General features: G+C 40.8%; 12 protein-coding genes. 11 read left to right on the forward strand and 1 reads right to left on the reverse strand.

Annotated features, from left to right (window positions below; genetic code table 11):
* Window positions 1-472 precede the first annotated feature (472 nt).
* From I5349_RS08145 to I5349_RS08155, 3 genes are all read left to right on the forward strand, one after another.
* Entirely contained in the window at window positions 473-1,624 is a 1,152-nt protein-coding gene (locus tag I5349_RS08145; RefSeq protein ID WP_226390263.1) for a lycopene cyclase family protein, read from the forward strand.
* Between the two features lie 232 nt (window positions 1,625-1,856).
* Entirely contained in the window at window positions 1,857-3,011 is a 1,155-nt protein-coding gene (locus I5349_RS08150) for an SIR2 family protein (RefSeq protein WP_226390264.1), read from the forward strand.
* A gap of 138 nt (window positions 3,012-3,149) precedes the next feature.
* Entirely contained in the window at window positions 3,150-5,063 is a 1,914-nt protein-coding gene (locus tag I5349_RS08155; RefSeq protein WP_226390265.1) for an ATP-binding protein, read from the forward strand.
* Window positions 5,064-6,862: 1,799 nt separating this feature from the next.
* On the opposite strand, the gene I5349_RS08160 is transcribed toward I5349_RS08155, so the two are convergent.
* Entirely contained in the window at window positions 6,863-7,825 is a 963-nt protein-coding gene (locus I5349_RS08160; protein ID WP_226390266.1) for an SDR family oxidoreductase, read from the reverse strand.
* 373 nt (window positions 7,826-8,198) lie between these two features.
* On the opposite strand from I5349_RS08160, the gene pyrG reads away from it, so the two are divergent.
* From pyrG to lepB, 8 genes are all read left to right on the forward strand, one after another.
* Complete coding sequence (gene pyrG / locus I5349_RS08165) at window positions 8,199-9,821, forward strand: CTP synthase (RefSeq protein ID WP_226390267.1); 1,623 nt, start codon at window positions 8,199-8,201, stop codon at window positions 9,819-9,821.
* 17 nt (window positions 9,822-9,838) lie between these two features.
* On the forward strand, window positions 9,839-11,647 hold the full coding sequence (yidC, locus tag I5349_RS08170) for a membrane protein insertase YidC (protein ID WP_226390268.1): 1,809 nt from the start codon (window positions 9,839-9,841) through the stop codon (window positions 11,645-11,647).
* A 180-nt stretch (window positions 11,648-11,827) separates the two neighbouring features.
* Window positions 11,828-12,511 (forward strand): metal-dependent hydrolase, encoded by a 684-nt coding sequence (locus tag I5349_RS08175; RefSeq protein WP_226390269.1) that lies wholly within the window; start codon window positions 11,828-11,830, stop codon window positions 12,509-12,511.
* Between the two features lie 7 nt (window positions 12,512-12,518).
* Entirely contained in the window at window positions 12,519-13,298 is a 780-nt protein-coding gene (locus I5349_RS08180) for a ParA family protein (protein WP_226390767.1), read from the forward strand.
* 4 nt (window positions 13,299-13,302) lie between these two features.
* A complete protein-coding gene (locus tag I5349_RS08185) occupies window positions 13,303-14,223 on the forward strand; it encodes a ParB/RepB/Spo0J family partition protein (protein WP_226390270.1) in 921 nt (306 codons plus the stop codon).
* 101 nt (window positions 14,224-14,324) lie between these two features.
* The gene (locus I5349_RS08190) at window positions 14,325-14,894 is read left to right on the forward strand and encodes a DUF5683 domain-containing protein (RefSeq protein ID WP_226390271.1); all 570 of its coding nucleotides are present in this window, start codon (window positions 14,325-14,327) and stop codon (window positions 14,892-14,894) included.
* Window positions 14,891-15,613, forward strand: coding sequence for a 4-hydroxy-tetrahydrodipicolinate reductase (gene dapB / locus I5349_RS08195; RefSeq protein WP_226390272.1), 723 nt, complete (start codon window positions 14,891-14,893; stop codon window positions 15,611-15,613). The genes I5349_RS08190 and dapB overlap by 4 nt, the downstream gene beginning before the upstream one ends.
* A gap of 3 nt (window positions 15,614-15,616) precedes the next feature.
* Complete coding sequence (lepB, locus tag I5349_RS08200) at window positions 15,617-16,693, forward strand: signal peptidase I (protein WP_226390273.1); 1,077 nt, start codon at window positions 15,617-15,619, stop codon at window positions 16,691-16,693.
* Window positions 16,694-16,715: the final 22 nt, after the last annotated feature.

Genomic DNA, 16,715 nt, shown 5'->3' on the forward strand with positions numbered 1-16,715 from the left:
ATCACAAAATAGGACGCAAGTGAGATGGCGTGTTTGGCGCGTTTGGCGTGTTTGGCGCGTTTGGCGCAAATCTACACTTTTGGCGTATTTGGCGCATATGTCGCATGATATAGGGGTATTTTGACCCTCTAAGGCAGTATAACCCTCCTTTAGGTAGAGGATAATACGGGGATAACCCCGAGGAAACCCCTATAAAACGAGAGGATTCATCTAAAATAATACTACGAATTCCCTCTTTTATCTAAAATGAAATGGCAAGATCCCTTGACTCAATACGCCTTTTCTCAGACACCAATCGTCAAAATTTCATCCAGTTTGTAGGGACTTGGCTTGGTTTGTTTTATATTGATTTAAAAATACTAACACTGACTGAAAATCAGTCTTAGTTACCTTATAGTAGCTAAATGCACCTTATGGTGTATTTAGCGAATTGTTATAGGCTATGTTAAAGAACGACTCAATCAAAAGATGAATGAATAAAACTTATGATTACATAATTGCAGGTGGTGGTCTAGCAGGACTAACCTTACTTTATTACATACTCGAGGAACCAACCTTAAAAAATAAAAGAATTCTAGTTATTGATAGCGCCAGGAAAGATAATAACGACAGGACTTGGTGCTTTTGGGAAAAAGAAAAAGAATTTTACGAACACTTAGTCAGTGCCAGATGGAATAAACTTAAGTTTGAGTCCCCATCATTAAATCGAATTTTTGAACTTGAAAAATATGAGTATAAATTAATTAAGTCTATTGACTACTACAATTTTATTATAAATAAAGCCATAGATAATAATGTTGAATTCAAAATAGAAACTATAAAAGCAATTTATGATATAGATAGCTTGGTACGTGTTGAAACTGAATTGGGAGAATATAATTCGACATATGTTTTTAACTCAACTAATTTATATACTCCAATTATGTCCAAAAAAGATACTTTGCTACAACATTTTGAAGGTTGGTTTATAAAGTTAGATAACAATCATTTTGATAAGAGTATTGGTACCTTAATGGATTTTACTCTACCACAAGATAATGGAGTTACATTTATGTATGTACTACCTACTCAATCTGATGAAGCTTTAGTTGAATATACTTTATTCAGTGAGAGTTTATTAGATAGAGACGATTACGCTTTTCAATTAAAAGAATATATTAAGGAGAAATTGTTTATTGAGAAATACAAAATCATCCACAAAGAATTTGGCGTAATCCCTATGACTAAAGTTAAATTTCATTCCAACCAAAAAAAGGAATCAAATATTATAAATATTGGAACAACTGGAGGCTACACCAAAGCTAGCACAGGATACACATTTAGATCTGTACATAAGAAAATTAAGAAAATAGCAAATAAATTAATTGAAAATGAAAAGCCAATTTTGACCCATACTTTTAGAGAAAAGATGTTTCGCTGGTACGATTTAACATTGCTTGACGTTTTGATTGAAAAAAAATATAGTGGAGAAAAAATCTTTACAAACTTATTCAAAAAAAATAATCCAGAGATAGTTTTAGCATTTTTAGCTGATGAAAGCACACACTTAGATGAATTTAGAATTAGAAATAGTGTCCCCCTTGCACCATTTATATCATCTGGTCTTAAGCAACTGTTGAAGTAATAAAGTATCATAGACATATAAATTAATAAATCTTTTAATGTATAGAAATATGATCGGAAAAGAAACACAGCCTATAACAGCACCTACAAAAAATTGGCAGTTCACTGGTTAAATGAAGCTTTGTGCTACGAATTAAGTTCAGTGGTGGTTGACACTTTTGTGCTCCTAAACCCGCCCGAACGCAAAGCCCGAAAAGGTTAGTGGCAATACTACGAATAATAAAGACAATAAAATGACTCAAAAAACTGTATACATATTAGGAGCAGGATTTTCAATGAATGCAGGTGCACCTTCACAAGGACAACTAATTAAAGAAATCTATAAACTCAAGACGACATACACTAAATCTTCTAAAGCCAAAGTTCAAGAATGGGTTGATAAATTTGATGATTTTTTAAAAAATAGTCTAATGGTTTCTGAAAATGAAATTAACAATTACACACTTGAAGATATTTATACACCATTAGACAAGTGTATTTCTGAGAACATTCCATTTCGACAGCATACACCTAAAAACCTATCAGAATTAAGAGACATATTTAATAGACTAATTGTTCTTGCTGTAAGAGGCTCAATAGAAAACAGCAATAAGAAAAAAGACTCTGTATATAATTTTGCTAAACACTTGCTTGAATTGAGTAGAGAAAGGATAAAAAATGAAAAAACAGATAATGTATCAGTCATTACAACTAACTGGGACATTATGCTTGATAATACTCTATACAGTTTAATGAGTAAAGAAACTAAACCGAAAAGTATTAAATTTTCTGGGGTTGTAGATTATTGTTGCTATATCAGCTCGCTCGACAAAAATGATGACAGTATCAAACCAGGACTTTATGCAATTGGAAAAGGCAGATACAATACAAAAATTCTAAAACTACACGGTTCTTTAAACTGGATGCAATGCCCAAGATGCCAGAGACTTTACGTGAAGTTTTACCAGAAATGGAATGGAGGTTACATATTTGATAAAAAGTATTGCAGACATTGCGACTCTAACTTTGGCGCTAAACAAGAAGAAGCAAATCTATTAATGACAAATTTAATAATGCCGACCTTTCTAAAAAACCTAAATAACATACAGAACAAACTTATATGGCAAAATGCTGGAATAGAACTTTCAGAAGCTAGCAAAATAGTTTTCTTAGGTTATTCACTACCTCAGGCGGACTTTGAATTTAAACAGTTATTAAGTCGAATGATTAGAAGGGATGCGAAAATAGAAGCAGTACTTGTTGAAGATGACAACCCAGATAACTTGAAAGACAGTGACAGTTCAAAATATCAAACCGCAGGTTTTCGCTATCAAAACTTTTTCAGTGGACGAGAAATCAAAATACATTATGACGGAGTTGAAACATACATTAAAAAGTACTGCCATTAACAGCAAGGTGGAGTTCAATGCTTCTATGAAAGTGAAGTACTAAATCAAAGTTCTGTACTTTTAATGTAGTTCAGTATTAAAAATCCCCACCTGGGTGTAGCTGCGACACATTGGGCGTCATGTTAAAAAGATAACACAATGAAAGAAAAAGAATTCATCCAAGGGACATTATTTGAAGACGACTACTTAGTTCGGACACTTGGAAATTTAGGAACTCAACCTGAAATTGCTTTGACCGAATTAGTAGCAAATGCTTGGGATGCAGGAGCTACCCAAGTAGACATTTTCATCCCAGAAGAAAAGGGACAAAAACTAACAATTCAAGATAATGGAACTGGCCTGACTAAAGAAGAATTTTACAATCGGTGGATGAAGCTGAGTTATAACAGACTTAAGCACCAGGGAAAAATTGTAGAATTTCCCAATGGAGTTGACTTAAAAAGATATGCTTACGGTCGAAACGGAGTTGGTAGACACGGATTATTGTGTTTTAATAGTGAATATCAAGTAATCACAAACAAAAATGGAGTTGAATCAACATTCACTTTAACTACAAAGAGTGAAAAACAACCTTTCATAATAAAAGAAGAATCTTTCAAGAAATCAAAGTCAGTAGGAACCCGACTGGAAGTTGTAGTTGAAAAAAATTTACCTAACCCTATAACAATACTTGAAGTAATATCTGCTAGATTTTTACATGACCCCAAATTTTTCATTTCAATAAACAGGCAGACAATTCAATTAGAAGAACATAAAGGATTAATTGAGTCGAATCCAGTTGAAGTTGATGACATAAAACTTCAAGTAAACCTAATTGACTCCAAAAAATCAAGAAAATCGACACTCTATCAGGGAATTGCAATTTGGCAAGGTGGAAGACTTGTTGGTGAGCCTTCTTGGATACTTGGTAATATTATGGTTTTAGATGGAAGGTCGAAAGAGGCAAAAAGATATACAGTAGTAGTTGAGACAACAGACCTTGCAGACTTTATAAAAGAAGATTGGACAGGTTTCAAAAAGGACGAGAAACTTGACAGAATTTACGAAGCAATAAGTGTAGAAGTCCAAAAAATGTTTTCCAAAATTGCACAAGATAATATTGAAGAAACCACAAAGCACATTAGAAATCAATACAAGAAACAATACAATGAACTAAGTCCTTTAGGCAAATATGAGTTTAATGAAGCTGTTCACCATATCTCAATTACTAATCCAACTGCAAAAGATGAATCAATCTCTTTAGCTTTAGAAACAGTAATAAAATTAGAAAAAACTAGAAGTGGTAGCGAACTACTTCAAAAGCTTTCAAACTTATCACACGAAGACATTGAAGGCTTAAATAAACTGTTAGATAATTGGAGTGTAAAAGATGCTTTGACAGTGCTTGACGAAATTGATAAAAGAATTTCAGTCATTGAAGCTATTAGAAAATTATCGACCGATTCTAATGTTGATGAATTACATGTCTTGCACCCATTAATTGCTAATGCAAGATGGATTTTTGGACCTGAATATGATTCTCCAGAATATTCTTCAAATAGCCAACTTCAAACTACAGTTGAAAAAGTATTCGGCAAAAAAATTAACAAAAGCGTTTTCAATAACAACAAAAAACGGCCAGACATTGTCGTAATGGGAAATTCTACGTTTTCAATCACTGGAACAACGGATTTTGACCATGACAACGGGCTGAGTTCTCTAAGAAAAATATTAATCATTGAACTAAAACGTGGTGGTTTTAAAATCGGTAGAGAAGAGAGAAATCAAGCTGTTGGTTATATTGAAGATTTCTCAAACTGTGGGACAATAATTGGTAATCCTTACATTAACGCATTTGTAGTCGGTGAATCTTTTAGCGAGAAGGTTCAGCCTTTTCAAACAATTGAGAATGACAATAAAGTAGAAATTGGCAAAGTTCATATTTGCTTATTTTCTCAAATAGTTGACTCTTCAGAAAAAAGACTTTTTAATCTAAGAGAACGACTAAATGAAAGGTATACAGACATAGCTGGAATTGACCTATTCTACCAACAAAAAAGACTCGCAATATGACGACTGAGAAAGAAATACGAATGCACAATTGAGTAGACAGCCATGAGCTATAACCCATGATACGGCTCTCAAATAAACTCTCATCCCCTATCATCAACCCCACAAACCACCCCTCTCTCACCAAACATTATTTTGATTTTTTCTCATAACTAATTCCTTCTCACAAAAGACCTCTTCGAAAATCGCTGTTTTTCAAACATTCTGATTTGTCTATTTCTAATATTCCATGGTACTTTTCACTATGATTCTGGGTAGATACTTGGGGGATGGTTGGGGGGATCCTTGGGAGATACTTGGGGGATACTTGGTACATAGTTGGGCATTAAGGCTTTGACCATGCGCATAAAGCGCACAAAACGCAGAAAGTGCAGAAAAGCGCAAAATGCGCATAAAACGCAAAAAGTGTCGAAATGCGCATAAAACGCATAAAGCGCACAGAACGCATAATCCGCATAAAACGCAAAAAGTGTATAAATGCGCAAAAAGCGCATAAAACGCACGTTCAGTTGGAGGATTGGGTCTCATTGCCCATCTTGCTCACCATACGGCCGAGATCCGTTCTTTGACATACTGTGCAGGCACATCGTCCTTCGTTTGCAACGAGGACGGGCGAGATAGGCGTTTGTAACGCCTTTTGATCAAATGATCACTAGCCTCCTGCTTTAGCTGGAGGTACGCATTGCCCTTTTTGTCATGCTGACGATAGGAAGCATCCCGAAGCAGAAATGCCATTGTACTAGCGCTACTAGCTGGTCGCAGACAGTATATGATTTGTGCTTCTTGTTCTTTTTTCTTAGCCAAAAAAGAACCAAAAAGACAAGCCAAAATAATCCTCCTCCCCTCATGGCCAACGCACCCTCGGTATTTTGGCGGCCCACCGCGAAGACGAGACAGTGAACGGTAATTTTTCGTTTCAACTGATATATTAAGCGCCCAGCTGGCTGCGATTGTTCTTTAAATGCGCTACTCCGAGATACCGCACGTGCGGTATGACAATGCAGACAGGGTACGTCATCCTCCCTCTGGAAGGCAGTCCGTCCCTTTGGGAGGTAAATGCGAGGGCTTGACCCGAAGCAATCCAGTTAGGTCAACATGAATTATTTATGCGACCACCTTCCTCCCTGCAGGAGGCAGGCGGGGTCGTCAACTATCTGCTATCTTCGAGCTATAATCATGTGACCCATTCTGGGTCTAAAATGATCGTTTGAAACACAAATGCCCGTTTTGTCACCCTGACGATAGGAAGCATCCCGAAGCAGAAATGCCATTGTCCTAGCGCTACTAGCTGGTCGCAGACAGTATATGATTTGTGCTTCTTGTTCTTTTTTCTTAGCCAAAAAAGAACCAAAAAGACAAGCCAAAATAATCCTCCTCCCCTCATGGCCAACGCACCCTCGGTATTTTGGCGGCCCACCGCGAAGACGAGACAGTGTACGGTAATTTATCGTTTCAACTGATATATTAAGCGCCCAGCTGGCTACGATTGTTCTTTAAATGCGCTACTCCGAGATACCGCACGTGCGGTATGACAATGCAGACAGGGTACGTCATCCTCCCTCTGGAAGGCAGTCCGTCCCTTTGGGAGGTAAATGCGAGGGCTTGACCCGAAGCAATCTAGGTACCTACTGAATGACACTAGATTACTTCGCTTTCGCTCGTAATGACGTTACCGATACAGGATTATTACTATGGAGATATCCCCTCCCTTCAGGAGACATTTTACGATTAGCTAAATGTAAAAGAGACGCCATAAATGGACGTCTCTACGATTATTGCTGCATTCCTGGTGATCAGAATCTTTATGCAGAAACCTGGCTTTGCTTCACATACCAGGCATATACCTGCTTCAAACCTTCTTTGAAACTCACTTGAGGCTTGTAGTGTAAGAGTGTTTGAATCTTGGTAATATCGGCCTTAGAATGCTTCACATCTCCGATGCGCTCTGGGCCATAGATCGGTTGAATGTCCTTGCCACTGATCTCTTGCAGCATCTCGATCATCTCCTTGAGCGTAATCTGATCCCCACAGGCAACATTGTACACCTGATTGAGCGCAGCAGCATCTTCCGTAAAGAGCGCGAGCATATTGGCTTGCACCGCATTCTGCACAAAGGTAAAATCACGGCTATGGCTGCCATCACCATTGACTACTGGCTGTCGGTCTTCGATAAAGGCTTGACAAAAAAGCGGAATAGCCGCGGCATAGGGATTGGTCGGACTTTGTCTCGGTCCGAAGATATTGAAATAGCGCAGCCCTACGAAATTGAGCCCATAGGTCTTGTAAAAAACATCTGCATAAGACTCGCAAGCAAACTTACTCACCGCATAGGGCGAGAGCGGCTTACCGATACGTTCTTCCACCTTGGGCAATTCCTTAGAATCCCCATAGGTAGAACTTGAAAAGGCATGTACTACCCGATCGATTCCCATCGCTTGGGCAGCTTTCATCACCGTCACGGAACCTCCGATATTGACTTCATTGGTACGCATAGGATTTTCGATCGAGCGTGGCACTGATCCTAGCGCGGCCTGATGACAGACGCGGTCTATGCCCTGCATGGCTTGCACACAAGTATCATAGTTGGTGATACAACCCCTGATAAACTCATACTTAGGGTGTCCTTCAAAAAGCTGGACGTTTTCTATATAGCCATTGGAGAGGTCGTCTAGCACCCGCACCAAGGTGATGCGCTCATCTGCTAAACAGGCTTCTACGATATTACTTCCTATAAATCCGGCTCCTCCGGTGATCAAAATTTTCATGTGGTTGGTGCTAAGGCGATTGCCATTCATGATCCAATAAGCTTACAATAATACAGGATGATCAGCAATCGAACAAGCAGAAATCCCCTTCACCTATCAATAATCAAAAGAATACCCAGATACAGGTACTGGATGTAGCATTTGTCTTCCATGTACCCATGACAGCCATCCCCCAGCAAATGAGTGATTTGACTAACCAATAGTGGCCAGATATTTCCTGACTCAGCAGGTATATCAGAGCCAGCTATCCCCTTTAGCGTAGAGCATTTGCGCAAATAGTCTCATTTATATTTGCTCAAAAGCGAAGAATATTCTGAAATAATCCCTAATTTTACATCCCATAAGTTTACATCTACTACCACGCAAACAACTTATGGATCATCCCAAGTATATCTTCATCACAGGGGGCGTTACGTCCTCACTAGGCAAAGGCATCATCGCTTCTTCTCTCGGCAAACTCCTACAAGCCAGAGGCTTATCTGTCACCATTCAAAAGTTTGACCCTTACCTAAACATCGACCCAGGGACACTCAATCCTTATGAGCATGGCGAATGTTATGTGACTGATGATGGCGCTGAGACCGACCTTGATCTTGGTCACTATGAGCGCTTTCTCAATGAGAGCACTTCCCAAGGAAACAACGTCACTACAGGTCGTATCTACAACAACGTGATCACCAAAGAACGTAATGGCGAATACCTCGGCAAGACGGTACAGGTGATCCCGCACATCACGGATGAGATCAAAGCCAACTTCTACAAACTAGCCAAAACGAAGAAATATGATGTCATCATCACCGAGATCGGTGGCTGCGTGGGTGACATCGAGTCTCTTCCTTTTATAGAAGCTGTGAGACAAGTCAAATGGGACGTAGGTGCCAATAACTTCCTCGTGATCCACCTGACACTCATCCCCTACCTTAAGGCTGCTAAGGAGCTGAAAACCAAGCCTACCCAGCACTCTGTAAAGCAGTTGCTCGAAGCAGGGATCCAACCAGACATCCTTGTCTGCCGCTCAGAGTACACCCTACCGACAGATGTGAAGCGCAAGCTCGCCCTCTTCTGCAACGTAGAACTCAACTGTGTGATCGAGGCCATGGACGCAGATACCATCTATGATGTGCCTCTCCTCATGCGCAAAGAAAAGCTAGATGAGCGCGTGATGAAAAAACTTAAACTCAGCACAAAAGAAAATACTAACTTAGAAGACTGGAGGATATTTTTAGGCAAGCTCAAAAACCCACTCAATGAAGTCAAAATAGGTTTGATCGGAAAATACGTATCCCTACCAGATGCTTACAAGTCTATCATAGAGTCATTTACCCATGCTGCTGCTGAGACAGAATGTAAGGTAGACCTGCAATTAATTTCCTCAGAAGACATCGATAAGGACTGTGTTGCCAAACAACTTCAGGAACTTGATGGTATATTAGTGGCGCCAGGTTTTGGAGAGCGTGGTATTGAAGGAAAAATAGAAACGGTTAAATTTGCCCGTGAGCAGCAAATCCCCTTCTTTGGAATCTGCCTAGGGATGCAAGTAGCCGTAGTGGAGTTTGCCAGAAATGTACTCAAACTGGAGGGAGCTTTCTCTACGGAGATGGATCCAAATACGCCTCATCCAGTGATCGACATGATGGCGGAACAGAAAAAAATCACCCAACTTGGTGGAACTATGCGATTGGGTGCTTATCCTTGTGACCTCAAAAAGGGAAGTAAGGTAGCCAGTGCTTATGGAAAGTTGCACATCACTGAGCGCCACAGACATAGATTTGAATTTAACAACAAGTATCTAAAGGACTATGAGGCCAATGGCATGATGGCCACAGGCATCAATCCTGATACTAAACTGGTGGAGATCGTAGAGCTAAAAGACCATCCATGGTTTGTCGGCACACAGTATCACCCAGAGTACCGCAGCACGGCACTGAATCCACATCCATTATTTGTGCGATTTGTAAAGGCTGCTTTAGATTTTCAGAAAAAGAAAAATAATTAATAATTAATCCTTGAATCATGGATAGAAATCAAGCCACGGGCTTAGTTTTATTTGCAGTACTCTTATTAGTTTACTCTTACTTTTTTGCCTCTAGTCCTGAAGTGCCAGCAGAACCACTTGCTGCACAGACAGAGACGAGCATCAGTCCAGCCACAGATCAACCGACTGCCCCTACGCAACTGCCAGATAGCAGTGCTGCCAGTGCCGCTTTGGTACAGCAGTACGGTGCTTTAGCTTCTTTGGCTTCAGGAGAAGAGCAGCAGTTCACTGTAGAAAATGATCTAGCTTCTTATGTTTTCTCAACTAAAGGAGCGAAACTCCTTCAAGTGGAGCTAAAGGAATTTACTACTTGGGACAAGCAGCCTTTGATCCTCTTGGATGAAAACTCCTTTGAGATGAACTGGACAGTAGAGACACCAAATGGGACAATCGACCTATCAGATCTTTACTTTCAAACAAGTCAAATCGATCAGACGATCACTGGAGAAGATTCCGTACAGATCGACTTTGTAGCCACCCTGCCAAATGGCGGTCAGCTGATCCAGCAGTATAAACTCTATGGCGACAGCTATGTAGTGGATTACAACTTAGTCAATAATGGAGTAGCCAATCAGTTCACAGGGGAAAACCTGACTTGGACTTGGAAAAACAAGTTGAAAAAGCAGGAGATGGACTTGAAGGAGTCTCGCAGCAAAGCTACAATCAACTATTACACAACGGCTGGTGACTTTGACTACTTGAGCTCAACTTCCGAGAGTGATGACGAGTCTATCAGTGAATCATTGAAGTGGGTAGCTTTCAAACAAAAGTTCTTCACCACAGCAGTGATCGCAGAAAACGGCTTGAAGTCAGCTGCCATCAGCAAAACTACGCCTAGTGACACTCTTTCAGTAAAAGACATGCAGGCTACATACCAAGTAGCTTTGACAGACTTTAGAGAAAACAAGACTAACTACAGCTTTTACTTTGGTCCAAACGACTACAAGATCCTCAAGAAGGTAAGTCCTGACTTTGAGAAAAACGTAGACCTAGGTTATCCGATCGTCTCTTGGGTCAATAAGTACATCATCATCAATATCTTCCAGATATTAGAGCGCTTTATCGGCAACTATGGGATCATCATCATCATCATGGTGATCTTGATCAAACTGGTGCTCCTGCCACTTTCATACAAGTCATACATCTCTATGGCCAAGATGAAAGTACTCAAGCCTGAGTTGGACAAACTGAAAGAAGAGTTTGGAGATGATCCTGCTAAGATGCAGAAGGAGCAAATGTCGCTATATAGCAAGGTAGGTGTGAATCCATTGAGTGGTTGTATCCCGCTATTGCTTCAGATGCCGATCCTCTTTGCGATGTTCTTCTTCTTCCCTAACTCGATTGAGTTGAGACAAGAGCCATTCCTATGGGCAGCCGATCTATCGACTTACGATTCTGTTTTGAGACTGCCGTTTGAGATTCCATTCTATGGTAGCCACGTGAGTTTGTTTACACTCCTCATGACAGCCTCTACGATCCTCTATACTTGGTCAAACAATCAGGTAAGTAGCGTGTCTGGACCGATGAAAAACATTGGTTACATCATGCCAGTGATGTTTATGTTCGTCTTGAACTCTTTCCCAGCAGCCTTGAGCTTCTACTACTTTGTGTCTAACATCATCACTTTCGGACAGCAGTCCATCATCAGAAAGTTTGTAGATGATGACAAAATCAGACAGAAACTGGAAGAGAACAAAAAGAAAAATGTGAACAAGAAAAAATCAAAATTCCAGCAGCGCATCGAAGAAGCGATGAAGCAAGCGGAAGAAAGCAAAAAGAAAAAATAAGTCGAGAGGGATGCTGCAAAGCATCCCTTTTTACGTGCTAATCCCCTACTAATCAATCCTAAAGGGCTTCTCAAAAGCTATCCACAATGTGCTGTGGAAAAGAATTTTTATTATGTTTCGATTAATCTCATATCTTTGTAAACATCGAAATTTATCCCAAATCAAACTATATTGAACCAAATGATAGGATTGACATATTATGGACATTCTACCTTTTTACTAGATATAGCTGGAGAAAAGGTCCTTTTTGACCCATTCATCAGTGCAAATGAGCTAGCAAAGGACATCGATATCAGCATGATCAAGCCTGACTACATCTTGGTGACACATGGTCATTCGGATCACGTAGCAGATGTGGAGCAGATTGCCAAAGCCTCTGGGGCTAAGCTGATTGCCAATTTTGAGATTGCTACTTGGTTTGCTAATAAAGGGATCAGTAATTACCATCCGATGAATCATGGAGGCAAGCTCAAGCTACCTTTTGGTACCGTCAAGATGGTCAATGCGATCCACTCTAGCACACTGCCTGATGGCGCTTCAGGGGGCAATCCTGCGGGTTTCGTCATAGAGACAGCGCAAGGGACGTTTTACTATGCTGGCGATACAGCATTGACTTATGACATGAAGTTGATCGGAGAGTCTTATGATATAGACTTTGCTTTTCTACCGATTGGGGATAACTTCACGATGGATATTCATGATGCGATCAAGGCGGCTGATTTTGTCAAAACTGACAAGATCATCGGAATGCACTACGATACCTTTGGGTATATCAAAGTGGATCATGAAGCCATCAAAGCAGCTGCAAAGCAAGCAGGCAAGCAGTTGCATATTTTAAAAATTGGAGAAAAAACTAACATCTGACATCCGAATGGGTAAAATCATAGCAATCGCCAACCAAAAAGGTGGAGTAGGAAAAACTACTACTGCCATGAACTTGGCTGCCAGCTTAGCGGTATTAGAATATAAAACACTCGTAGTGGATGCTGATCCTCAGGCCAATACAACTAGTGGTCTAGGGCACAACCCAAAAGAAATCGATAAGAGTATCTATGAGTGCATGGTGGATGGAGTTGATATCAATGACATCATCCGTGCTACTGAAATAGAACACTTAGACCTCCTCCCTTCTCACATAGACTTAGTCGGTGCAGAGGTAGAGATGGTCAACTTGCCCAATAGAGAAGAAAAGATGCGTGAAGTCTTGGCTTTAGTCAAAGACAACTATGACTTCATCATCATCGACTGCTCCCCTTCCCTAGGTCTCATCACGATCAATGCCCTCACGGCTTCTGACTCGGTGATCGTGCCTGTACAGTGTGAGTACTTCGCCCTAGAAGGTCTCGGCAAGCTCCTCAACACGATCAAAATCATCCAAACTAGGCTCAACCCAGACCTAGAAATAGAAGGTATCCTCCTAACCATGTATGATGTCCGCCTCAGACTCTCTAACCAAGTAGTGGAAGAGGTGAAAATACACTTCAAAGACATGGTGTTTGAAACGATCATCCCAAGAAATGTAAAGCTAAGCGAATCTCCTAGCTTTGGTCTACCTGCCATCGCGCATGATGCCGAGGGAAAAGGTGCCATCGCTTACCTCAATTTGGCGACAGAGATCGTTGAAAAAAATGGAACAGAACAAAAAAAGTAAGGCAATGAGTGATAAAAAACCAGTGAAGAAAAGTGCGCTAGGCAGAGGTCTAGGAGCGCTTCTCAAAGATACCCCTTCTGAAAAGAACCTCAGAAGTTCGGAAAACACTCCTGCACCTGCTGTTTCTAATATCAATGAAATATCACTCAAGGAAATACAAGTAAACCCTTATCAGCCAAGGATCCACTTTGACAAGGAAGCCCTACAAGAGCTTTCTGATTCCATCAAAGTACAGGGTATCATCCAACCGATCACCGTCAGAAGACTCGGCCCTAATGAGTACCAACTGATCTCTGGCGAGCGTAGATTCCAAGCGTCTAAACTAGCAGGATTGGATCGTATCCCTGCTTATGTGCGTACTGCGGATGATCAGCAGATGCTAGAGATGGCCTTGATCGAAAATATCCAACGAGAAAACCTCAATGCCCTAGAGATCGCTCAGTCATATCAAAGACTCATGACAGAGTGTAACCTCAAGCAAGAGCAGCTGGGAGACAGAGTTGGTAAAAACCGCTCTACGGTCAATAACTACATGCGATTGCTCAAACTCCCACCAGATATTCAGGCTGGCATCAGAGACAATAAAATCTCTATGGGACATGCGAGGGCTATCATCAATGTAGAAAACGTAGACAAGCAGCTAGATATCTACAAAAGGATCCTTGCAGAAGAGCTATCCGTGAGAAAAGTAGAAGCCCTCGTCAAAGCACTCAATGAAGCGCCTGAGACTGAAAAGGCTGATAAAAAGCAGGATAATCTAGACCCTGTCAAGAAGTATGAGTTGAACAAACTTCAAGGAAAACTCGCGTCTATGTTTGGGACTAAAGTAGCGCTCAAAAGTGATGAGAAAAACCGCGGAGAGATCAAGATTCCTTTCAACTCGACAGATGATCTCAATAGAATATTGGAAATTCTCAACCTCTAAGCCATCTTTGCGTTTGATCGGACAAAGCTATTGAAATGCCTCTAAAGAAAAATCTTCTATCATTGCTCACTATCCTGTGCTTGGTTACAGGGTTTTTCTTTATGACAGTAAACGCGCTGGCTCAGGAAGTGACGGTATTGAGCGCGGAGGATTCTGTACAGCTCAAAGGTGCTACAGAGAAGTTGGCTTATGAAAGAGGTGATTTCCTCCCTATAAAGTATAAAAATCCGAAAAAGGCCGCTTTGCTATCCGCTATTTTGCCTGGACTAGGTCAAGCTTATAATGAGAAATACTGGAAGATCCCTATCCTCTATGGAGGTGCTGCAGGGATCGTCTTTTTTATAGACTTTAATGACAATCGTTACCAACTCTTCAGACAAGCCCTCTTTGCTGAGATAGATGACGATGAGACCACCATCAATCCATTTCCAAACCTCAACGAGCAAGGACTGAGGAGAAACGTGGATTACTGGAGAAGAAATAGAGACTTACTGTATGTAGTAAGTTTTGTTGTTTATGTATTTAATATAGTGGATGCTAATGTAGATGCGCATTTGTCTTCGTTTGACCTGTCAGATGATCTCTCCTTGCGTTTTGAGCCGACTAATCAGACCTTTGCGCTCAACAATCAAAATTACCCCGCTATTTCACTCAAATTGTATTTTAAATGAGTCGCATAGCCTTAGTAGGATACGGTAAAATGGGTCGCACCATAGAAGCCATTGCTTTGGAGCGAGGTCATAGTATCTCTCACAAAATCAATATCGAAAACCAAGCAGATATCCAGTTGATCAAGCCTGACAATACAGATATCGTCATCGAATTTAGTCAGCCTGAGTCTGCCTTTGACAATATCATGGCTTGCTTGAAAAATGGCGTCCCTACCATCTCAGGTACGACAGGTTGGTTAGCCAAAAAGGCAGCAGTAGAAGCTTATTGCCATGAAGTGAATGGTACCTTCCTGTATGCCTCTAACTTTAGCATAGGGGTCAATATCTTCTTCAAACTCAATGCACAACTCGCACAGATGATGGAGAGATATGCTGACTATGATGTGAAAATGGAAGAAATCCACCATACACACAAGAAGGATGCGCCTAGCGGAACAGCCATCACTTTGGCAGAAGGCATCATCGATGGCCTGAGTCGTAAAAGCAACTGGAAACTGAGTACCGAACAACCGCAAGCAAGTGATATCGCTATAGAAGCCCTGAGAATAGATGAAGTACCCGGAACACACTCGGTGACTTATCACTCTCCTATCGATGAGATCGAGATCAAGCATACTGCTCATACAAGGGCAGGATTTGCGCAAGGTGCTGTGATGGTAGCTGAGTGGATCAAAGACAAAAAGGGTGTGTTGACAATGAATGACTTTTTAAATTTTTAACCAATGACTACGAAGAAAAAAAATACGAAGAAGAAATCAGCCTTAAGAGAATGGGCTGATGCGATAGGCTTTGCAGTGATCGCTGCTACTCTGATCAGATGGCTACTCCTAGAGGCATACACGATACCGACTGGCTCTATGGAAAAGTCGATGCTCGTGGGTGATTTCCTTTTTGTAAGCAAGATGCACTATGGAACACGCACACCTACTACTCCACTGCAAGTCCCACTCACCCATCAGAAGATTTGGGGTACAGAGATCCCTTCTTACACAGACTTGATCCAATTGCCATCTTATAGATTGCCTGGCTTTAGTGAGGTGAAGCGTAATGATGTGGTGGTGTTTAACTATCCAATAGAACTACAATATCCAAAGGATCTAAAGACGAACTATATCAAAAGAGCCATTGGTATCCCTGGAGATGTGATAGAGATCAAAGATACGCAGGTCTACGTCAATGGTGAAAAAGGTGAAAACCCTGCTGAGATGCAGTTTAACTACATAGTAGACACCAAAGAAGCCCTCTCAAGAAGCTTCTGGAGCAAATATGACATTACCAGTGTCTACCCACTTTCTAGAGGTGGATTTTCTGTTTCAACCACTCCTGAAACAGCCGAAAAACTCAAAGCGGAGAAGTTTATCAGTGGTGTAGAACTTGATCTCAGCATTGAAGGCATGATCGATACACAAGTCTATCCTAACTCTACACAGTTTGCTTGGAATGTAGACAACTTTGGCCCGCTAGAAGTCCCTGCTGAAGGCCAGACGATACAACTCACGCCTGATAACCTCATCAAGTATGGCCCAGTGATCAAAAACTATGAAGGCTTAGAAGATGTCAGAACTGAAGGAGATCAACTCTTCATCAATGGAGAGAAAGTGACTGAATACACCTTCAAGCAGAACTATTACTTCATGATGGGTGACAACAGGCATGATTCTCTAGATTCTAGATATTGGGGATTTGTACCAGAGGATCATATTGTGGGAAAAGCTCTCTTTATCTGGCTATCCATAGATCCTAATGAGTCATTCTTCAGTAAGATTCGTTGGAGTAGAATCTTTAGCGGCATCAAATAAGATCACGATAACAAAAAAGGAC

The sequence above is a fragment of the Penaeicola halotolerans genome (assembly GCF_016464625.1).
Classification (GTDB): Bacteria; Bacteroidota; Bacteroidia; order Cytophagales; family Cyclobacteriaceae; genus Penaeicola; species Penaeicola halotolerans.